Here is a 19,795-nt window from a genome sequence, read left to right as displayed (position 1 = left end):
TTAACGCACCTCCGACAGATACCGCTCGGAGAAGCTACGTTGAGCAGCCGCCATGGCGTTGTAGTCGAGTGCTTCGGCGCGGGCATAGTCGCTATCGGGAAGGAACACTTCGCGTGCTTCAGGGGAGATGGCGCTGGCGCGCACGGGGCGTAGGTAAGCATCTGCCCACACCGCCTGGCCTTGATCAGAGAGCACAAAATCAAGCACCTGTTTGCCGTTCTCGGGGTTGGGGCCATCCTTTACCAGGCTCATGACATAAGGCACCACCACGCTGCCCTCTTCGGGAATCACGAACTCCACGTTGGCGCCATCGCTGTGGCGGGCCCGATAAGCGTTGAAGTCGTAATCAAGCAGAATCGGGATCTCGCCAGAAAGCACCCGTGCATAGCTGGTCTGCTTGGGCACGATCGGGTCGTTTTCGGCCAGCTGATTGAAGTAGTCGATTGCCGGGGTGAAGTCGTTTAGATCGCCGCCCATGGCTTGGTTGACCGCTACAGCACCGACGTAGCCGACAAAGGCGCTGGCCGGGTCAAGGTAGCCCACCATGCCGCGATACTCGGGCTTGAGCAGGTCTTCCCAAGAGGTGGGCACCGGGGCGCCATCCAAGGCATCGGCGTTGACCATAAAACCGAGCGTGCCGGAGTGAATGGCAAACCAGTTGCCTTCGGGATCTTTCAAGCCTTCGGGAATCTCGTCCCAGTGGTCAGGCTGGTAGGGCGTTACCACGTCTTCTTCCATGGCCTGAATACCGAAGGTTACCCCGTAGTAGACGACATCCGCCACCGGGCTATCCGCTTCGGCGACCAGTTGGGCTAATGACTGGCCGGAGTTTTTGTTGTCTTGGGGCACGCGGATGCCGGTTTCCTGTTCAATCAAACGCAGTTGCGTACCCCAGTCTGCCCACTCGGGCGGGCAGTTGTAGCAGATCGCACTGTTGTCTGATTGCGCAAACACGCTTCCCGACGTACTGATAACTGCCGTGGCCAATACCGTTTGATAAAGACGCTTAAGGTTCATGCTGTGCTCCTCTCTAACGTACCGAACGTGGACTAGCGGGATGCCGGAGTTCCGGCACTTTCGCCCTTACGCAGTGCGTGGGGCATTGGGGCGGGCGCGCAGCGCTCTCCCCGAATCATGGCTAACAGGGTGTGAACAGCACTGCGCCCGATGTCGGCGCGAGGCTGCTCAATGGTGCATAGCGACGGGTAGAGGTGCTTGCCCAGGGCGATTCCATCGAAGCCCATGACGGAAAGGTCATCAGGCACCCTAAATCCGGCGCGCTGAAGTTCGCCCATCAGGCTGATGGCGAGCAGGTCGTTGGTGCAGATCACTCCTGTGAGCGCATCAGCGCCTTGTAACGCTGAGGTGAGGCGGGTCAGATCTGCTTGGGTATGGTGCGCCATCTCTACCAGCGGGCGCGGCATCAGCCCCGCTTCGTCCATCGCGTGGCAGTAACCTTCAAAGCGTTGTTGGGCGCGGTCTGACTGCAGCAGCGGGCCAGCGACCATGCCAATTCGCTTATGGCCCAGGGCGATCAAGTGGCGAGTGGCATCGGCGCTGGCGGCACGGTTGTCGACGCCCACCGAGGGGAAGCCGCTGTTGCCAGGCGGGTTGTAGACCAATAAGCAGGGAGTGCTCTCCACGCGAAGCTTGTCCAGCACGGCGCTGTTATCCGCTTCGGCCACGGTCAGCACCAAGCCGTCGACGCGTTGGCGCAACATCTCCTCGACGATGTCACCCTCGCGGCTGGGTGAGTATTCGCTGGTGGTAACGATCAGTGAGTATCCAGCCTCGCGAGCGGCCACTTCCATGGCTTGTAGCTGCTCGGCAAATACCGGGTTGTCGAGGCTGGGTACCATCACGCCAATCATTTGTGTGGCTTGGGAGCGTAGCTGTTGAGCGACTTTATTGGGCCTGAACGCCAGTTGCTGGGCCGCGTTAAAAACGCGCTCCCGGGTCGCTGGGCGTACCAGCTCGGGGCTTGAAAAAGCCCGCGCCGCGGTTGCCCGAGAGACGCCGGCAAGTTTGGCCACAGTGAGTAAATCTGCCATGGGAATACCTGTTGTCAGTGCAATGAGATCGATCTCATTTATTAGGTATTAGCCTAGAGGGGGTATGTGACGGCTAAATGGCAGGAATATGTATTTTTAGCGTGATTATGATGACAAGACGATTAATCACCATGAAGCTCGAGAGCTAATGAAAAGGGGGCTGTTTTGCTTGCTTACATTGCGCTGATTTCTGGAGGCCGCTACAGTCTCGCTCTTGTTTACCTGGACGAGACCTCCTTATGGCCACACTGATGATTCAGGGCACCACCTCGGATGCGGGCAAAAGCACCGTGGTGGCTGCGCTCTGCCGTGCGTTGGCCAGGCGTGGCATATCGGTGGCGCCATTCAAGCCTCAAAACATGGCGCTCAATAGCGCCGTTACCGAAGATGGTGGCGAAATTGGCCGTTCCACCGCGCTCCAGGCCCAGGCCGCTGGCGTTAAGCCACACAGCGATATGAACCCGGTGCTGCTCAAACCGGAAAGCGATCGTGGTTCGCAGGTGATTCTACGCGGCAAGGTCTACGGCCATATGGACGCCATGGATTACCACGCCTTCAAGCGCACCGCCAAAGAGAGCGTGATGGCCGCGTGGCAGGCGTTGGAAACCCGCTTCGATGTGATTATCGCCGAAGGCGCGGGCAGCCCTGCTGAGATCAACCTGCGCCAGGGTGACATCGCCAATATGGGCTTTGCCGAAGCGGCTGACTGCCCGGTGATACTGGTGGGCGATATTGAGCGAGGCGGGGTGTTTGCTCAGTTGGTGGGGACGCTTGCGCTGCTGAGCGAAAGCGAGCAGGCGCGTATGAAAGGGTTTGTGATCAATCGCTTTCGTGGCGACATGAGCTTGTTAACCCCAGGCATTGAGTGGCTGACGGCACACACCGGCAAGCCTGTATTGGGCACCTTGCCCTACCTTCAAGGATTGCTGCTGGATGCCGAAGACAGCATCGGCCTGACCCACGCGCCTACCCAGGGGGAGTCGCTCAACGTCGTGGTGCCCGCGTTGCCGCGCATCAGTAATCACACCGATTTTGATCCATTGCGTTTGCATCCTCAGGTAAACCTCACCTTTGTCGGCGAAGACGAGCCGATTCCTGCGGCCGATGTGATTATCCTGCCGGGCAGTAAAAGTACGGCGAGTGATCTGGCATGGTTAAAGCGCCAGGGTTGGGATAGGGCAATTCAGCGCCATCTGCGCTACGGCGGCAAGGTGTTGGGTATTTGTGGTGGTTTTCAAATGCTCGGCGAGTGGGTGGAGGACCCTGACGGCCTGGAAGGCAAGCCCGAACGTGTCATGGGGTTGGGGCTGCTATCGCTCACCACGCGCATGGTGGCGGGCAAACAGCTACGCAATGTGAGGGGCGTGACGGTGGCCGAAGGGGCGAGCGTCACGGGCTACGAAATTCACAATGGCGTAAGCGAAGGCACTGCGCTGGCCCAGCCGCTGTTTGATCTAGGCACCCACCTTGATGGCGCCGTCAGCGACGATGGGCAGGTGATGGGCACTTATCTGCACGGCCTGTTTGATCATTCAGAGGCTTGCCAGGCGCTGTTAACGCGCCTGGGATTGTCAGCGGCCCAGCGCCTGGATTATCGCGCCCATCGCGAGCGAGAGCTGGACCGTCTGGCCGATACGTTAGAGGCGCACCTGGATATCGAGGCGCTTATTGCTCTTTTGGGAGCTGGCGCGTCGCCATCACGGTGATCTCGACGTGGCAGCCACCACAGATATTGGGCGATTCGGTACAGGTTCTGGCTGGGTAGCGGCCCGGCTCGAAGAACTCGGCATAGACGCTGTCCATGTCGTTGATGGTCTTCAGGTCAGTCAGGTGAACGTCCACTCGTAGCACGTCTTCCAGGCTGCCGCCTTCCATTTCCAGCATGCGTGAAATGGCGCGCATCACTAACCGGGTTTCTTCCTTGACGTCGCCCTTGGCCGCATGGCCGTTCGATAGGTCAGAAACCGTCAGCCCGGAAAGAAACACATAGCGATCATCCATCACCATATGACTACCTGGGAAACTCGGCGTTGGCATGGTGGGGTCGTTCATAAATGTCGTCATAATCATCCTTTTATGGTGACTGGTTAAGCGTCAGACACGTTAACCCCCGCTAGGTTCATGTTGCGTGGCGCTGTTAAAATAGCTGTGTTTACACTAGGCTTGCCGCTTTTGGCGAGCGGGGGACCTCATGAAAGTAATCCAAATAGACCAGGCAGCACAGCAGGATGCCTGCCTGGCACGGCTGTGCGCAGAGGTTTATGGCCAATCCGCCGGGCTGACGCCGCTCGTGGTATTTACCGGCACACGCAATGTGCTCCTGGCCGAAGAAGCCGCGCGCCTGGTGGCGGCGGTTGACGGCGAAGGCGAGCCCCAGGCTCTCGCGCTGCTGGTATTGGACGAAGAGGGCGAAGGGATGGCACTGACCCACGCCTGCGACCTGGAGGCGCCCCAGGCCAAGGTGTGGCTAATAAGCGAACTGGCGCTTAAAGCGCCGTTGCGTGTTGATGCTGGCGACGCTGAACAGGAAGCGTTTTATCAGCAGTGCGGCATTAAGCGCTGGCTGGACGGCGCCGAGGGTCGGCGGATCGGGTTAGGCGCTCGCCACCCGGCCAATACCGTCGAGGAACTCACCGCGACGGTGGCCATTGACGAGGCGCTGATTTTACGCCGTTTCAAGCATGACCCGGCAGCGTTTGAACAGGCTAAACAGTTGTTTGTCGATGGCCTGGCACATTTCCCCGAGGCCTTTTAAAGGCCAATCATGCAGTGACCAAGCGTCTACTTTTTCGCCAGTTCCCGCATGGCGGTTTCCAGCCCTTCCATCGTCATGGGGTACATGCGGTCGTCGATGATCTCGCGGATAAGCTGCGTTGAGTAGGTGTACTCCCAGGCCCTTGGGGGCATGGGGTTAAGCCAAGCCAGGCGCGGGAAGGTTTCGCACAGGCGCTTGAGCCACAGGCCGCCGGGTTCGTCGTTGAAGTGCTCCACGCTGCCGCCTGGGTGGGTCACTTCATAAGGCGACATGGCAGCATCGCCGACAATCACGACCTGATAATCCGCGCCGTAGGTATGCAGCACCTCCATGGTCGGAATGCGCTCGCTGCCGCGGCGCATATTGTTCCGCCAAACGCCTTCGTAAAGGCAGTTGTGAAAGTAGTAGTGCTCAAGGTGCTTGAACTCGGAGCGGGCCGCCGAAAACAGCTCCTCGCAGACGCGAATATGGTCGTCCATTGAGCCGCCTACATCCAAAAAAAGCAGCACCTTCACCGCGTTGTGGCGTTCAGGGCGCATCTGCACGTTGAGCAGCCCGGCGTCCTTGGCGGTTTCGCGAATGGTGCTATCCACGTCGAATTCTTCGAGCGCGCCCTGGCGGGCAAACTTGCGCAGGCGGCGCAGCGCCATTTTGATATTACGCGTGCCCAGCTCTAGCGAGTCATCGTAGTCGCGAAAGCGCCGCTCGTCCCATACCTTGGTGGCGCGCCGGTGGCGTGAACCGTCCTGACCGATGCGAATGCCTTCCGGGTTGTAGCCGTAGGCGCCAAAGGGGCTGGTGCCGCCGGTGCCAATCCATTTGTTGCCGCCTGCGTGGCGCTCTTTCTGCTCTTCCAGGCGTTTCTTGAACGTCTCAATGAGCTCTTCCAGGCCGCCCAGGGATTCGATTTTGGCTTTTTCTTCATCCGTCAGCTGTTTCTCCAATTCACGGCGCAGCCAATCGTCGGGGATCAGCGCTTCAATGGCGGCGTCCATGTCCTCGAGGCCTTTAAACCAGGTGGCGAAGGCACGATCAAAGCGGTCGAAATGGCGCTCGTCCTTGACCATCACCGTACGGGCCACCTGATAAAACGCTTCCATATCGGCGAACACCACGCCGCGCTCGACCACGGCGTGAAGGTCCAGCAGCTCGCGCAGCGACACCGGCACGCCTGCGCGTTTTAATGTTTCAAACAGGCCGATGAACATGGCTTAGCGGCCTCTATTTTTCTGGCGGCGCATCATGAATGCCAGACGCTCCAGCAGTTGAGTATCCTGCTCGTTTTTGACCAGGGCACCGGCCATGGGCGGCAGCGCTTTTGCCGGGTCGCGGTTATAAAGCGCTTCCTGAGCCAGCTCATCTGCCATCAACAGTTTCAGCCAGTCCACCAGTTCCGAGGTTGAAGGCTTTTTCTTGAGTCCCGGGGCATCACGCAGGTCGAAAAAGACTTCCAGGGCTTCGCTGACCAGCCGGGGAGCGATGTCAGGAAAGTGCACGTCGACAATAGCCTGCATGGTCTCGCGGTCGGGGAATTCGATGTAGTGGAAGAAACAGCGGCGCAGGAACGCATCCGGCAGCTCCTTTTCGTTGTTGGAGGTGATCACGATGATCGGGCGATACTCGGCGCGGATGGTTTCGCCGGTCTCGTAAACGTGAAACTCCATCCGATCCAGCTCCTGGAGCAGGTCGTTGGGGAATTCGATATCGGCCTTGTCGATCTCGTCGATCAGCAACACCACCCGCTCGCCGGTACTGAAGGCTTCCCATAGCTTGCCGGGCTTGATGTAGTTGGCGACGTTCTCTACGCCTTCAACACCCAACTGCGAGTCACGCAGGCGGCTCACGGCATCGTACTCATAAAGCCCCTGGGCCGCCTTGGTGCTGGATTTGATATGCCAGGTGATCAACTGGGTACCGAGCGATTCGGCGAGTTCTTCGGCCAGCAGGGTTTTGCCCGTGCCCGGCTCGCCCTTGATCAACAGCGGGCGCTCAAGCACCACGGCAGCATTGACCGCCTGCTTGAGCGCATCAATGGCAATATAGGAAGAGGTGGAGTCAAATGCCATGGAAGGGGCCTCGGCTTGTCGAAAGCGGGTTTATAAAAGGATAAACGGATTCAAACAAGTGTACGTGAGGGTCAACCCAAGGCCAACAGCCTTCTCTGTCGTGTCGTTGTTTACCCCTGCCAATTCGGCGGCACGATGCCTTGGCGCTGCATTTGCCGGTAGATCGTGGGCCGAGAAACCCCTAGCGCGCGGGCCACGGCGCTTATGTTCCAGTGCTGTGCCTTAAGCATTTCCAACAATGTGTTATTGGTGTCGCCATGAGCGTCTGTAGGCTTGTGAGAGCTTTGCTGGGTAATGCGTTGGCTAAGGCATTGCTCGGGCAGATCGTGAACGGTGATTTCGTCGCTTTCTGAGGTGGCCAGGGCAAACGCCAGTGCATTTTTTAGCTGGCGGATATTGCCCGGCCAGGCGTAGGCGAGCAGGGCGCTGATGGCATCGGCCCTTAGCCTGGGCGAGGGGCTGCTGCCGCGTTCGCTGACCACATCGTTAAACACCTGGCGAATCACGTAGAGCTTATCGGCCCGTTCACGCAGCGCGGGCAGGCGCAGTTGAGCCCCGTTAAGGCGGTAGTAGAGGTCTTCGCGGAACTCCCCCAGCTCGATCATTGCCTCGATATTGCGGTGGGTGGCGGTAATGACCCGAATATCGACCCTCACGGGCGTATTGGCACCCAGCGGCATGACTTCCCGTTCTGCCAGTACGCGCAGCAGCCGGGTTTGCAGTGACAGCGGCATATCGCCGATTTCATCCAGAAACAGCGTGCCGCCGTGGGCCTGGGGAATCAGCCCGCGCATCCCTTTGGCGCGCCCACCGGTAAAGGCGCCTGGTTCATAGCCAAACAGTTCGCTTTCAATCAGCGCTTCGGGGATAGCGGCACAGTTAACCGCAATAAACGGATAGTTTGAACGGTTACCGCTTTCGTGGAGGGCGCGGGCAATGACCTCTTTGCCGGTGCCGGTTTCTCCGCTAATCAGTACATTGACGCTGGTTTCATTACGCAGTCGTTCAGCGAGTTTCTGTACCTTGCGCATGGCGGGGTCATCCGCGCCTAAGCGCGCCAGCGATTCTGGCAGTGAGGCGCTGGCCGGTTTTGTCGGCTGGCTCGAGCGGGGGCGCTTGGGTTCCAGCAGGCTAATAAAGCATATGGTATTGCTGGCGCGGGCCCGAAAGGCGCGAATCTGGTCGTCGGTGGCGCTGTTGATGCTTAAGATATCGGTAATTTCACACTCGAATAATTCTCCTAGCGTGGGCGTAGGATCTGCCGACCAGGGTGGCCAGCGGCGCTGGTGCTCGGCGATCAAGTCACGACCCACTGCGTTGGCGGCAATCACTTGCCCGTTCTCCTCAATGGCGATGAGCCCCCGTCCGTTAACGTGTACAAACTCCCTCGACGTATCCAGACGCACCATCAGGCAGTCGCGATAGCGCTGTAAAAAGTAAGCGTCTTCAATCATGCGTGCGTAGAGCGTTACCAGCGAGAGACTGAAATTCTGACTCTCACGCTGAGTAGGCGATTGCAGTGCGGATATGTCCAGCACGGCCATTACATTGCCCTGGGGGTCGGCGATGGGCGCGGCGGTGCAGGTGAGTGAAATATGCGAGGCGTCGAAGTGTTCCTGGCGGTGACAGATGATTGCCTGTCGGTCGTGCAGGCAGGTGCCCACGGCGCAGGTGCCTGCAAAGCGCTCGTCCCAGTCAGCGCCCAAGTAGAGCCCGGCCTTACGCAATTGCTGATCCTGGCGTGGGTCGCCGCGAAACTCGACTGTGATACCGCGTTGGTCGGTAAGCAGCAGGACATAACCAAGCTGGGAAATTTGGCCATAAAGCTGCTCGACCCCCGCCCGGGCTACGTGCAGCAATTCATCCACCGATTCACGGTGTTCCAGCAATGTCTGTTGTGGCACGACGCGCGCGGGTCGTGGTTGGGTCGGGTCCAACTGGTATTCGTTCAAGCAGCGCAGCCAAGAATGGCGAATCATTTCCTGGGCGGGTAGATGGGGCGAATCCAGGCCTTCGCCGAGCTGAAACACATGCTCAATATGCTGGCGCTGAACGGATCGTAGCTGCGCAGGCAGGGGCGAGTTGGTCGGCATGGTATTCCTCACGTCGCGCTTTGTTGTTGTCCTTCCAGACTATGCGCTTTGGGTAAGGTGTCAACGCGGCTGAATTACACCGTTAGTCGCGAGTTACACCTGTAACGTCAGGGTGTAAAGGGTGTGACAGGTGTACACAGTTGCGGTGTTTTATGGCTGCCTATTATATGTCTATTTATCAGTATCTTAGGTGGCCTTTAAGTGACTTGGCACGGCGGGTGCTTAGAGCTTGTTGAATCATGGTTGATTCAACAATAACAAACCTGATCTGGAGTACCGATATGACACAGCCAACCGCCACGGCCATTGTACAAGCATGGCTGACTAACTTTGACACCGCCCTGCAAGCTAAGAATATTCAGCAGATAGTCTCTCTATTTGGCGATGAGTGCTATTGGCGCGATTTCCTTACCTTTACCTGGAATTTAAAAACCTGTGAAGGTAAAGACGAGATTCAGGCCATGCTGAACGCTACGTTGGATAATACGCGCCCGGCCAACTGGCAACTCGAAGGTGAAGCAACCCAAAATGGCGATATCGTTGAGGCGTGGTTCACCTTCGAGACCGCGGTCGCCAGCGGTAAAGGCTACCTGCGGCTGAAAGAGGGTAAATGCTGGACGCTGCTCACCACGATGCAGTCACTGCACGACTTCCCCGAACCGCGTAATCACAATCGCCCCAAAGGCGCTGAGCACGGCGCCAATAAGCAGCGTGAAACCTGGCTGGAAGCACGACAGCGCGAAGAAGCGGAACTTGGCTACACACAGCAGCCTTACTGCGTGATTATTGGCGGCGGCCAGGGTGGTATTGGTCTGGGCGCGCGGCTAAAGCAGATGGGCGTGCCGACCATTATTATCGAGCGCAACGAACGTGCAGGGGACTCCTGGCGAAATCGCTATAAGTCGCTCTGCCTGCATGATCCCGTCTGGTACGACCACCTTCCCTATATTCCTTTCCCTGAAAACTGGCCGGTGTTTGCCCCCAAGGACAAGGTGGGCGATTGGCTGGAGATGTACACAAAGGTGATGGAGCTCAATTATTGGAGCTCCACCGAGTGTCAGAATGCACATTTCGATGAAGCTGCAGGCGAGTGGGTGGTGAACGTGACGCGCAACGGCGAAGCGATCACTTTACGCCCCAAGCAACTGGTGATGGCCACCGGGATGTCGGGGATGCCCAATGTGCCGACATTCCCAGGCGCGGAAAGCTTCGCAGGCGAGCAGCAGCACTCCAGCCAGCATCCGGGGCCAGATGCTTACACCGGTAAAAAGTGCGTCATCGTGGGCTCCAATAACTCCGCCCACGATATTGCCGCTGCACTGTGGGAGCACGATGCCGACGTGACCATGCTGCAACGCTCATCTACCCACGTCGTTAAGTCGGATTCGTTGATGGAAGAGGTCTTGGGGCCGCTCTACTCCGAAGAGGCGGTGGCCAGTGGCTTGACCCATGACAAGGCTGATCTGATTTTTGCTTCGATCCCCTACAAGGTACTGCCAGACTTCCAGCGCCCGGCGTTTGAGGCAATCAAACAGCGCGACGCCGCGTTCTATCAGAAGCTCGAAGACGCGGGCTTTATGCTCGATTTTGGTGACGACGACTCGGGTCTGTTCTTGAAGTACCTGCGCCGGGGCTCGGGCTACTACATCGATGTGGGCGCCTGTGATCTGGTTGCCAATGGCGATATCAAGTTGCGCAGCGGTGTGGGCATTGAGCGGATCAATCCCCACTCCATCACCCTCACCGATGGCAGTGAGCTAGAGGCAGATTTGATCGTTTATGCCACTGGCTATGGCTCCATGAACGGCTGGGCGGCCAGACTTATCTCCCAGGAGGTAGCGGATAAAGTCGGCAAGTGCTGGGGCTTGGGCTCCGACACCACCAAAGACCCCGGCCCCTGGGAGGGCGAGCTACGCAACATGTGGAAACCCACCCAGCAGGAGGCGCTGTGGTTCCATGGCGGCAATCTGCACCAGTCGCGGCACTACTCCCACTATTTGGCGCTGCAGTTGAAAGCACGCATGGAGGGTCTGGCAACGTCTGTCTATGGTCTTCAGCCGGTTCACCACACGTCTTAAACAGGAAGGGAAAGCCATGAGTCAGTCGAACAATCAGCAAACTATGCAGGCAGCGGTTTGGTACGCAGCAAAAGCTTTACGCGTTGAGCAAGTTGCGGTTCCCAGTATCAGCGATCCCCATGAAGTGAAGGTGAAAGTGGCTGCCTGTGGCATTTGCGGCAGTGACTTACATGAGTATGCCGCCGGGCCGATTTTTATCCCGGTGGACAAGCCGCACCCTATCAGCGGTGAACAGGCGCCGATCATCATGGGCCATGAATTTGCCGGGGAAGTGGTCGAGGTCGGCGATAAGGTAACGCGAGTGAAAGTGGGCGACCGCGTGGCGATTGAACCGATTCTCTCGCCCAATAAAGACGGCGCCTACCAAATGGAGCGCTATAACCTTACCCCGCTGCTGGGCTTTCATGGTCTTTCCGGCGGTGGCGGTGGCTTCTCGGCGTTCACCGTGATGGGTGAGCATATGGTGCACAAGCTGCCGGATGACCTTAGCTTCGAGCAGGGCGCACTGGTCGAGCCCGCGGCGGTAGCGCTGCATGCGGTGCGTCAAAGCTGCTTGAAAGCGGGTGATAGCGCAGCTGTATTTGGCGCGGGGCCGATTGGTCTGATGACCATCGAAGCACTGAAAGCCGCCGGTGCTGCTAAAATTTACGCCGTTGAGGTGGCGCCTTCTCGCAAAGCCAAGGCCGAAGCATTGGGGGCCATTGCAGTTGATCCGCAGCAGGAGGATGCGGTGGCAACGATTCAATCACTGAGCGGTGGCGGCGTGGACGTGGCGTTTGAGGTAACTGGCATTCCTGGCGTACTGAATCAGGCGCTGCATAGCACCCACGAAGGCGGGGAGGTGGTAGTGGTGAGTATTTGGGAAGGGGAGGCCAGCTTTCAGCCTAATGACCTCGTCATCAAAGAGCGCACCATGAAGGGTATTATCGCCTATCGCCATGTATACCCAGCGGTGATGGCGCTGATGCAACGGGGCTACTTCCGCGCCGAAGATATGGTCACCCAGCGCATTCCACTGGCTGATATCGTGGAGGCGGGCTTTGAGGCGCTGCTAAGGGACAAAGCCCAGGTAAAAATCATCGTGACACCCTAGCGATTTTGAGGGTTTCTAAACGCTGACGAACTCACATGATGCTTTGTGATGCAAAAAGGCTGCAAACTGCGCAGTGCTGGTGCAGTTTATTTGCTGCAGTGCGGAGAAAATTAATAAAAACCAGGCAGTATTTTCTTAAGATATTGTTTTATATTTATTTTTTTAAAAGTGGCACGCAGATCGCAATATAGATGGCAAAGGGTGAGTGAATAGAGAAACAACGGCTTGGATAGTTTGCTTCTCTCCCTTCTTCACCTACATCGCTACCACATGGTAGCGATACACCGAGTGAGCTGGCGTGCTCCACCTGGGTCCCCTTCGGGGGACTTTTTTTTGCGTGTCATTTGGCCTCTTCTCTGCATATTTTGTGCTTAATATTATAACAAAATTTTACGTGACGTTTTGAAACAGTGTTCTTATAGTAATTGCTGTATAAGTTATCGAAGCGTCGCAGACGGTATGAACCTAGACGTTGTAGACGTGAGTGGTACGTGACGCTTGATAACGGACTCCAAGCGAAAGTTGAGAGGATGACCCTGATGAACCAATTCAAAATTGTTACAGCCGCTGTGATTACCGCTGGCTTTGCCATGGCAAGCCAAGCCGCCCTTGCATACACCGCGGGTGATATTTTTGTTCGCGGTGGGGTCGCTAAAACGGACATCGCTTCCGACAACACCAATGCAGGTGGAGCAGACTTCGACGTTGAAAGTGAAAACGGCTACAGCTACGGCGTTGGTTATCTGTTCCATGACAAATTCGGCATCGAGCTGAACAGTGGTGAAGGCTTCGAGCATGACTTGACGACTGCGGCCGGTGATGATGCCGGTAGCGTCGAGCGTTTGCCGATTAATGCGCTGTTCAACTACTACCCGATGGGCGGTGTCGATTCGCGCATTCAGCCCTACGTAGGCGTGGGCCTTAACTACACCAACTTCTACAGCGAAGATATTGGCGCCGGTATCAAAGTCGACGACAGCTATGGTGCGATTGGTCAGGCGGGTCTCGATCTGGCCGTAACAAACAACATCATGCTTAACGGCTATGTCAGCTATGCCGACGTGGACGCCGACATTACATCCAACGGTAACAACGTTGGTGCCGTGGACATTGATCCTGTAACCGTCGGTGGTGGTGTTACCTACCGCTTCTAATCGGCCATATTGAACGCCCACCATTGCGTTAGCCAAGCTAGAACAAACGCCCAGCTCAGCTGGGCGTTTTTATATCAGGCGTGTGCGACTATAGCTCAAGGGGTCAAATTATCCGGTCCCTGTTCGGTCACGGCAATATTGTCTTCAATGCGAATACCACCGCAGGGCATGCAGTAATCCACCAGCGCCCAGTTGATGGGCAGCGATGTCTCGCGCAGGGGTGCCAACAGCATGGGAATGAAATAAAGCCCGGGCTCGATGGTCACGACCATGCCGCTGGAAAGCGTGCGCGTGAGACGAAGCGCCGGATGCTCTTTGGGCGGCGGAGCCGCAGTGCCGTCCGGGTTGCGTAAACCGGCCACGTCATGCACCTGCAAGCCCAGCGAGTGCCCCAGCCCATGCGGACAGAAGGCGCGGGTGACGCCCTCATCGATCGCCTGTTCGCAGCTGCCACGGAAAAGATCATGGGCGATCAGAATATCGCCCAGCCGCTGGTGCATCTGCTCGTGTAGCGCGATGAAATCCGTACCTGCCGTAACGCCCTGAACCAGTTCGTCTTTCAGGCCGTGCATGGCGCCCACCAGCTCGCCGAATAGCGCCGGGGCATCTGGTCCGGCGTGGGTGCGGGTGATATCGGCGCAGTAACCACGAAAGCGTCTTCCGGCATCGACAAGCAGGCTATGGCGTCGCCTGGGCGGGCTTATGTCGTAGTGCTGGTAGTGGAGGACGCCCGCGTGGTCGTTCAGGCCGATAATATTCTGGTAAGGAACCGCCGACTCGCGCTGGCGGCTACCTGCCAGGTAGGCAAGTTGGATATCCAGCTCGCCGGACGCGCCCAGGAAGGCTGCCTGGGCGGCCTCGTGCCCGGCGATCGCGAGCCGATTAGCTTCACGTAGGCAGGCGATTTCATAGTCAGACTTGACGATGCGACCCTCGTCCAGGCGATTCAACAATGAGGGAGGATTCAGTTGCGCCTTCAGGCTGGCGTTGGGCAGCTGCGCCACGTCGCCGATAATTGCGGCGTGGCCATCCAGCGCGGGGCTGACGTGGTCGCTGCACAGGTGGATATCGAATTCGTCGACCCAGGGTTCTTCGGGAAGCCGGGTCGGCAGGTGCCAAAAGTCCGCCGGGGCATAGAGGTAAAGTTGTGGCCGCTGATGAGGGCGTATCACCAGCCAGCTATGTTGCACGTCGGCCAGTGGCACCCAGTGCATGAAGTGGCCGTAGGTCTGCAAGGCGGGTGCCTGATCGTCGGCAAAGTAGGCGTTGGTGTGCCCGCTGTATATGGCCAGGCTGTCGAGCTGGTGCTCGTCAAGCAAGGCGGTATAGTCGCGCTGCAGGCGTGTCAGGTGCGCTTGCTGTAACCGATATAGTTGCGATGACATGCAGGGTCTCTAGTAAGTGCGAAAGTGTGGGAGTTCACTCCAGAAGGCGTCCAGCTCTCCATGGTGCTGGCCTTGGTGACGATACAGGCGAAGCTCCATGGGCACATCCCAGCGGCTGTCGCCCGCGCGGACCAGGCTACCCTGGCGAAGCTCAGCCTCGACGTTGCGTTCGGGCAGCCAGCTCATTCCGTAGCCGAGCAGCACCAGTTCCTTGATACCCGCCGCATAGAGGTTTTCGCTCTGGGCGTTTAAATAGCTGCTCTGGGGTAATCGCGCCAAGTGGGCGGTCACCGCTGAACCCAGCAGGCCTCGTTGTGGATAGGCGAGCCAGGGAAGTGGCTGCTGGCGGCTGCCCGGCAATAATGCTCTCGGCGCCGAGTGTTCGTCGACACCGGTCACCGGAATCAGCCGTTCATGGCCGATGACGCGGTAGGTGCAGGCACTGGTGTCGATGTCCAGATCGCAGCGCCCAATCGGCCAGTAGCAGATCGCCAGGTCACATTCGCCGTGCTGGAGCGCCTGGAAATAGTCGCTGGCCACCCAGCCGGTGGCGCGCAGGTAGGGTTGAACACGCTCCTGCCAGCCCGTCGTGGCCAGCCACTCGGGTAGAAATTGCCCCAGCAGGCTCTGTGGGGCGGCCACCATGATGCGCCGCTTCTGACCCGCGCTGATTTCCCGAACGCGGTCTCGCGTCAGCCGTACGCGGTCAGTGACCTGCTCGCACAGCAGCAAGAACTCGTCTCCCGCCGGGGTCAAGGAAAGCGGCAGTGTTTGCCGGTTGATCAGCGTCACGCCCATTTCCTCTTCCAGCAGCTTGATACGCCGGGAAAAAGTGGGCTGTGTGACGTTCTGCTCATCAGCAGCGCGGGAGAAGTGTCGCGTTCTGGCCAGGGCGATAAAGTCTTCTAGCCAGCGAATTTCCATGCCTTACCTCTCCGTGCATAGCGCCATCTAAGGTCCGACGACCGCCTCATAGACGGCCTTCTTCAACAGCGTGGCATGCAACACGCGTGCCGTCATCCTGTGTCTGCAGGACAGGAATTTCCTGTTTGCAGCGCGCATTGGCATGGGGGCAACGGCCATGAAACACACAGCCGCTGGGCAGATTCACCGGTGTAGGTACTTCGCCGGAGAGCCGGATGTGCTGGGGGCGGTCGTCTTCAAGCCTTGGAATCGCCGACAGCAACGCCTGAGTATAAGGATGGCGTGGCTTGGCGAATAATGTCGAGGTGGTAGCAATTTCGCATACAGTGCCCAGGTACATGACGGCAACACGGGTCCCGAAATGCTCGACGACTGCCAGGTCATGGGTGATGAACAGATAGGTCAGGTTGCGCTCTTGCTGGGCTTCCATCAGCAGGTTGAGTACCTGGGCCTGAATGGAGACGTCCAGCGCGGAAATGGGCTCATCGGCAACGATGAACTCAGGGTCGACGGCCAGGGCACGGGCAATGGCAATACGCTGACGTTGGCCGCCGGAAAATTCGTGGCCGAAGCGCTTGCCCCAGTCCGGGTCAATGCCTACGGACTGCATGACGTCTTCGACCTTGGCTTCGATTTTCTCCCGATGCCAATCCGGATGGTGCAGCCGTAGCGGTTCTTCCAGCGTTTGCTGGATGGTCATGCGTGGGTTGAGCGATGCATAGGGGTTCTGGAAGATCATCTGCATGCGCTTGCGGTAGGGCAGCAGTTGCCGCGAGCTCAGGTTGTCTATGCGCTCGCCGCCGTAGCGAATCTCGCCTTCTGACGGAGTGATCAGCCCCATGACCATACGTGCAACGGTCGATTTACCACAGCCCGACTCACCTACTACACACAGCGCTTCGCCGCGTTTGATATCCAGGTCAACGCCGTTGATGGCATGCACGTATTCCTGGTGGCGGACCAGCTTGCCACCCTTGAAGCGAAGCTGTTCAAGAAAATCGCCCGACAAGGAAAAGCGCTTTTTCAAGCCGCGAATCTGCAGCAGCGAGTCGTCACTTTTCTCGTTCTGGGTCGGCGTCGGGTGGGCCGCCATGGCCTCAGCAGGCGCGGTCATGAGGTTTCCTCCTTCAAGCGGCGGTCTTCAAGCATTTCAGCGACCATATGGCACGCCACGCGGCAGTTGCCGGACTCGACGAAGCCGGGAACCTGCTCGATACAGGCAGGGCGGGGCTTTCCATCGGCGCGATTGATAAAGTTACAGCGCGGGTGAAACGCACAGCCGCTGGGCAGGTTTGAAAGCGACGGCATGCTGCCGCGGATCTGATTGAGCCTTTCGCCGGGCGTTGCCATCTGCGGCAGGGCGTTGATCAGCCCTTGGGTATAGGGGTGCTGCGGGTCGTTGATGATCTCCCGCGTGGGTCCCTGCTCAATCACGCGACCGGCGTACATGACCAGCATGCGCTGGGTGACTTGGCTCACCACCCCGAGGTCGTGGGTGATCAGAATCAAGCCGACGTTGTGCTGCTCGCAGAGCTCCAGCAGCAACGCCATGATTTCGGCCTGAATGGTCACGTCCAACGCCGTGGTGGGCTCATCGGCGATGATGATATCCGGGTCCAGCAGTAGCGCGATGGCGATGATCACCCGCTGGCGCATGCCGCCGGAGAGTTCGTGGGGGTACTGGTCCAGGCGGGTTTCCGGCGAAGGAATCTGTACCTGGCGCAGTTTGTCCAGGCAAATGGCGCGGGCTTCCTTGCTTGAAATACGCCGGTGGGCCTTTAGGCACTCGACCATTTGTTCGCCGATGGACAGGACCGGATTCAGGGTCATCATCGGGTCCTGGAAAATCATCGAGATGCGGTTGCCACGTACCTTGCGCAGGCCACGCTCGGACATGGTGTTGAGCGTCTTGCCCTCGAAGTTGATGCTGCCCCCGGCAATAAAGCCGGGCTTGGCAATCAGGTTGAGCAGTGAAAACGCGGCCACGGATTTACCGGCGCCAGATTCGCCGACAATGCCTAAGCGCTCGCCACGTTCAAGGGTAAAATTGACGTCGCGCAGTGCGCGCACTTCGCCCTGGCGCAGGCCGAAGCGCACGTCCAGATTTGTCACTTCCAGTAGTGCCATGGTGTCCTCAGCCTTTGTAGAGTCGCGGGTTCATAACGTCACGGAGCCAGTCGCCCAGCAGGTTGATGGACAAGACCAGTACCACCAGTACCGCCCCGGGAATGAGCGTGATCCACCAGGAGCCCGACTGGATATAGTCGAACCCCGACTTGATCAGCGAGCCAAGCGACGGGTGGGTTTCGGGCATACCCAGGCCGAGAAACGACAGGGCGGCTTCTGAAATGATGGCGTTGGCAATCTGTACCGTCGAAATGACGAAGATCGGCGACAGGGTGTTGGGCAGCACATGGCGGAACATGATGCGTTTGCTTCTGAGCCCCATGACGCGGGCGGCGTCGACGTATTCCTTGTTCTTCTCGGCGAGCACCGAGGCGCGCACGGTACGCGCATATTGGGGCCATTCCGCGAGGCCGATAATCAGCACCAGCAGCGGCACGGCGTAGGCGCTGAACGTCTCGCCGCCAAAAATTGCCTTGACCAGCGCACCGACGATAATTGCGACCATCAGGGTCGAGAACGACAGCTGGATATCGGCGAGACGCATCAGGAACGCATCGATCCGGCCCCCCAGATAGCCGGCGAGCAGGCCAAAACAGACACCGATCAGCGCCTGGAGGGCCACGGCGCCAAAACCGATAATCAGCGATACGCGCGCGCCGTACAGAATCGTCGAGAGCATGTCGCGGCCCTGGGCGTCGGTGCCCAGCAGGTACTGTGCGTCGCTACCCTCGACCCAGAACGGCGGCAGCTCCGAGGCGAGAATGTCGATCTGTGCCAGGTCATAGGGGGTCATGGGCGAAAGCCACGGCGCCAGAACCGCGATAGCGACCAGGGCAACGAACACCAGCAGGCTGATTTGAGCGACCATGTCGCGTTTGAAACTGTAAAACAGGTACGAGTCGCGAAAGCGTTCCCAGCGGCTGGGAAGCGCGGAAGAAGAAACATTCATGCGGGCTTTCCGGTGAGTTTGATGGTGGGGTTAACCAGGCCATAAATCAGGTCGACAATGGTGTTGGTGATCACAAATATCAGGCCCACGATCATGAGGTAGGTCACTATGAGCGGAATATCAGAACGCTCGATGGCATCCAGGAACATCAGCCCCATGCCAGGCCACTGGAAAACGGTTTCGGTCAGGATGGTGTAAGCCACCAGCGTACCAATCTGCACGCCGCCGACGGTGATGACCGGCAACATGGTGTTTTTCAAGGCATGCAGGAAATAGATGCGGCGCATGGAAATGCCCTTGGCCCGCGCAAACTTGACGTAGTCGGACTGCATCACTTCGAGCATTTCAGCGCGGATCAGGCGAATGAACAGCGGCAGCATGATCGAAGCCAGTGAAACGGCGGGGAGCACCAGGTAAGTCAGCCCCTCAAGGCTGGCAAAGTTGGTTTCCCAGGTGCCAAACACGGGGACTGGGTTGCCTCGGCCGTAAGCGGGCATGCCGCCGTCCGTGGATATCAAATCATTGAGCCAACTGCCCCAGGCGCTATCAGCGGGGAAAGGAGTCCAGCTAACGCCGATGGCAAACAGCTGTATCAGCATGATGGCGGTAAGAAACACCGGGATCGAAATGCCGACAATCGAGATACCCATAAAAAAGCGGGAAAGCCAGGCGCGAGGCTTGATGGCGCTATAGACGCCAATCGGCACCGACAGGGTGATGATTAAAAAGGTAGCCGCGGCCACGAGCTCCAGCGTCGCCGGTAGATGGCGCGCAATGACCTCGGTGGTAGGCTGGTTGAAGACGTACGAATAGCCGAAATCGAACTGTGCCGCGTTGATTGCAAAGCGTGCGTACTGCACCAGGAAAGGGTCGTTGAGCCCAAGCTCTTCACGCAGTTCGGCACGCTGGCTCTCCGGTACCGACTGGCCGACCATCTGCTGAATCGGGTCGCCCAGGTTATCTTGTATAGCGAAGGCAATGATGCTGATGACGAACATCACCAGCAGCGCGTGGAAAAGGCGCTTAACCAAAAAGGCGATCATGAGAACGTTTCCGTCAGTAAAACAGGGATAACTCGCCCCGAAGCGGATAACCTCGGGGCGAGCTTGTCGGATGACGC

General features: G+C 58.2%; 17 protein-coding genes. 5 read left to right on the top strand and 12 right to left on the bottom strand.

Annotation, left to right across the window (positions count from 1 at the left end):
• Together NH395_RS11430 and NH395_RS11425 are read right to left on the bottom strand one after the other, a co-directional pair.
• Positions 1–1,017: an ABC transporter substrate-binding protein gene (locus NH395_RS11430; RefSeq protein WP_253024919.1), complete on the bottom strand. Its 1,017-nt coding sequence runs from the start codon at positions 1,015–1,017 to the stop codon at positions 1–3.
• A 32-nt stretch (positions 1,018–1,049) separates the two neighbouring features.
• Positions 1,050–2,051: a LacI family DNA-binding transcriptional regulator gene (locus NH395_RS11425; RefSeq protein WP_253024906.1), complete on the bottom strand. Its 1,002-nt coding sequence runs from the start codon at positions 2,049–2,051 to the stop codon at positions 1,050–1,052.
• A gap of 239 nt (positions 2,052–2,290) precedes the next feature.
• Here NH395_RS11425 and NH395_RS11420 point away from each other — a divergent pair, with 239 nt between their 5' ends.
• Positions 2,291–3,757 carry a cobyric acid synthase gene (locus tag NH395_RS11420; RefSeq protein WP_253024904.1) on the top strand — a complete coding sequence of 489 codons (1,467 nt, stop codon included), beginning with the start codon at positions 2,291–2,293 and terminating at the stop codon, positions 3,755–3,757.
• On the opposite strand, the gene NH395_RS11415 is transcribed toward NH395_RS11420, so the two are convergent.
• A complete protein-coding gene (locus NH395_RS11415; protein ID WP_253024902.1) occupies positions 3,717–4,115 on the bottom strand; it encodes a RidA family protein in 399 nt (132 codons plus the stop codon). The two genes, NH395_RS11420 and NH395_RS11415, sit on opposite strands and share 41 nt — an antisense overlap.
• Positions 4,116–4,242: 127 nt before the next feature.
• On the opposite strand from NH395_RS11415, the gene NH395_RS11410 reads away from it, so the two are divergent.
• Positions 4,243–4,806: a hypothetical protein gene (locus NH395_RS11410; RefSeq protein ID WP_253024901.1), complete on the top strand. Its 564-nt coding sequence runs from the start codon at positions 4,243–4,245 to the stop codon at positions 4,804–4,806.
• 26 nt (positions 4,807–4,832) lie between these two features.
• On the opposite strand, the gene NH395_RS11405 is transcribed toward NH395_RS11410, so the two are convergent.
• The 3 genes from NH395_RS11405 to NH395_RS11395 all read right to left on the bottom strand — a co-directional run bounded on the left by NH395_RS11405 (position 4,833) and on the right by NH395_RS11395 (position 8,965).
• The gene (locus tag NH395_RS11405; RefSeq protein ID WP_253024900.1) at positions 4,833–6,014 is read right to left on the bottom strand and encodes a VWA domain-containing protein; all 1,182 of its coding nucleotides are present in this window, start codon (positions 6,012–6,014) and stop codon (positions 4,833–4,835) included.
• Positions 6,015–6,017: 3 nt separating this feature from the next.
• Positions 6,018–6,872, bottom strand: coding sequence for a MoxR family ATPase (locus tag NH395_RS11400; RefSeq protein WP_253024899.1), 855 nt, complete (start codon positions 6,870–6,872; stop codon positions 6,018–6,020).
• A 110-nt stretch (positions 6,873–6,982) separates the two neighbouring features.
• A complete protein-coding gene (locus NH395_RS11395) occupies positions 6,983–8,965 on the bottom strand; it encodes a sigma-54-dependent Fis family transcriptional regulator (RefSeq protein WP_253024898.1) in 1,983 nt (660 codons plus the stop codon).
• A gap of 281 nt (positions 8,966–9,246) precedes the next feature.
• Here NH395_RS11395 and NH395_RS11390 point away from each other — a divergent pair, with 281 nt between their 5' ends.
• The 3 genes from NH395_RS11390 (at position 9,247) to NH395_RS11380 (ending at position 13,290) form a co-directional block, all read left to right on the top strand.
• Positions 9,247–11,043: an NAD(P)/FAD-dependent oxidoreductase gene (locus NH395_RS11390; protein ID WP_253024897.1), complete on the top strand. Its 1,797-nt coding sequence runs from the start codon at positions 9,247–9,249 to the stop codon at positions 11,041–11,043.
• Between the two features lie 16 nt (positions 11,044–11,059).
• Entirely contained in the window at positions 11,060–12,136 is a 1,077-nt protein-coding gene (locus NH395_RS11385) for a 2,3-butanediol dehydrogenase (protein WP_290443806.1), read from the top strand.
• Positions 12,137–12,675: 539 nt separating this feature from the next.
• Positions 12,676–13,290, top strand: coding sequence for an OmpW family outer membrane protein (locus NH395_RS11380; protein ID WP_253024896.1), 615 nt, complete (start codon positions 12,676–12,678; stop codon positions 13,288–13,290).
• Between the two features lie 95 nt (positions 13,291–13,385).
• Here NH395_RS11380 and pepQ read toward each other — a convergent pair whose 3' ends face one another.
• The 6 genes from pepQ to NH395_RS11350 are packed head-to-tail and all read right to left on the bottom strand — an operon-like array spanning position 13,386 to position 19,718.
• Positions 13,386–14,675 (bottom strand): Xaa-Pro dipeptidase, encoded by a 1,290-nt coding sequence (gene pepQ / locus NH395_RS11375; protein ID WP_253024895.1) that lies wholly within the window; start codon positions 14,673–14,675, stop codon positions 13,386–13,388.
• A 9-nt stretch (positions 14,676–14,684) separates the two neighbouring features.
• On the bottom strand, positions 14,685–15,599 hold the full coding sequence (locus NH395_RS11370) for a LysR family transcriptional regulator (protein WP_066319202.1): 915 nt from the start codon (positions 15,597–15,599) through the stop codon (positions 14,685–14,687).
• Positions 15,600–15,645: 46 nt separating this feature from the next.
• Positions 15,646–16,713, bottom strand: a complete 1,068-nt coding sequence (locus NH395_RS11365) for an oligopeptide/dipeptide ABC transporter ATP-binding protein (protein WP_253024894.1) — start codon at positions 16,711–16,713, stop codon at positions 15,646–15,648.
• On the bottom strand, positions 16,710–17,726 hold the full coding sequence (locus tag NH395_RS11360) for an ABC transporter ATP-binding protein (protein WP_253024893.1): 1,017 nt from the start codon (positions 17,724–17,726) through the stop codon (positions 16,710–16,712). The genes NH395_RS11365 and NH395_RS11360 overlap by 4 nt, the downstream gene beginning before the upstream one ends.
• Before the next feature lie 7 nt (positions 17,727–17,733).
• A complete protein-coding gene (locus NH395_RS11355) occupies positions 17,734–18,675 on the bottom strand; it encodes an ABC transporter permease (RefSeq protein ID WP_253024892.1) in 942 nt (313 codons plus the stop codon).
• On the bottom strand, positions 18,672–19,718 hold the full coding sequence (locus NH395_RS11350; protein WP_253024891.1) for an ABC transporter permease: 1,047 nt from the start codon (positions 19,716–19,718) through the stop codon (positions 18,672–18,674). Before NH395_RS11350 ends, NH395_RS11355 begins: the two co-directional genes overlap by 4 nt.
• Positions 19,719–19,795: the final 77 nt, after the last annotated feature.

Source organism: Halomonas sp. Mc5H-6 (assembly GCF_024124705.1).
In the GTDB taxonomy this organism is placed as follows: Bacteria; Pseudomonadota; Gammaproteobacteria; order Pseudomonadales; family Halomonadaceae; genus Vreelandella; species Vreelandella subterranea.
Note: the sequence above shows the minus strand (reverse complement) of the source record. Positions and strands in the feature narration are given on the sequence as shown.

Coding starts and splice junctions, on each gene's coding strand:
- NH395_RS11430 (WP_253024919.1), bottom strand. CDS start 1,017: ATGAACCTTAAGCGTCTTTATCAAACGGTATTGGCCACGGCAGTTATC.
- NH395_RS11425 (WP_253024906.1), bottom strand. CDS start 2,051: ATGGCAGATTTACTCACTGTGGCCAAACTTGCCGGCGTCTCTCGGGCA.
- NH395_RS11420 (WP_253024904.1), top strand. CDS start 2,291: ATGGCCACACTGATGATTCAGGGCACCACCTCGGATGCGGGCAAAAGC.
- NH395_RS11415 (WP_253024902.1), bottom strand. CDS start 4,115: ATGACGACATTTATGAACGACCCCACCATGCCAACGCCGAGTTTCCCA.
- NH395_RS11410 (WP_253024901.1), top strand. CDS start 4,243: ATGAAAGTAATCCAAATAGACCAGGCAGCACAGCAGGATGCCTGCCTG.
- NH395_RS11405 (WP_253024900.1), bottom strand. CDS start 6,014: ATGTTCATCGGCCTGTTTGAAACATTAAAACGCGCAGGCGTGCCGGTG.
- NH395_RS11400 (WP_253024899.1), bottom strand. CDS start 6,872: ATGGCATTTGACTCCACCTCTTCCTATATTGCCATTGATGCGCTCAAG.
- NH395_RS11395 (WP_253024898.1), bottom strand. CDS start 8,965: ATGCCGACCAACTCGCCCCTGCCTGCGCAGCTACGATCCGTTCAGCGC.
- NH395_RS11390 (WP_253024897.1), top strand. CDS start 9,247: ATGACACAGCCAACCGCCACGGCCATTGTACAAGCATGGCTGACTAAC.
- NH395_RS11385 (WP_290443806.1), top strand. CDS start 11,060: ATGAGTCAGTCGAACAATCAGCAAACTATGCAGGCAGCGGTTTGGTAC.
- NH395_RS11380 (WP_253024896.1), top strand. CDS start 12,676: ATGAACCAATTCAAAATTGTTACAGCCGCTGTGATTACCGCTGGCTTT.
- pepQ (WP_253024895.1), bottom strand. CDS start 14,675: ATGTCATCGCAACTATATCGGTTACAGCAAGCGCACCTGACACGCCTG.
- NH395_RS11370 (WP_066319202.1), bottom strand. CDS start 15,599: ATGGAAATTCGCTGGCTAGAAGACTTTATCGCCCTGGCCAGAACGCGA.
- NH395_RS11365 (WP_253024894.1), bottom strand. CDS start 16,713: ATGACCGCGCCTGCTGAGGCCATGGCGGCCCACCCGACGCCGACCCAG.
- NH395_RS11360 (WP_253024893.1), bottom strand. CDS start 17,726: ATGGCACTACTGGAAGTGACAAATCTGGACGTGCGCTTCGGCCTGCGC.
- NH395_RS11355 (WP_253024892.1), bottom strand. CDS start 18,675: ATGAATGTTTCTTCTTCCGCGCTTCCCAGCCGCTGGGAACGCTTTCGC.
- NH395_RS11350 (WP_253024891.1), bottom strand. CDS start 19,718: ATGATCGCCTTTTTGGTTAAGCGCCTTTTCCACGCGCTGCTGGTGATG.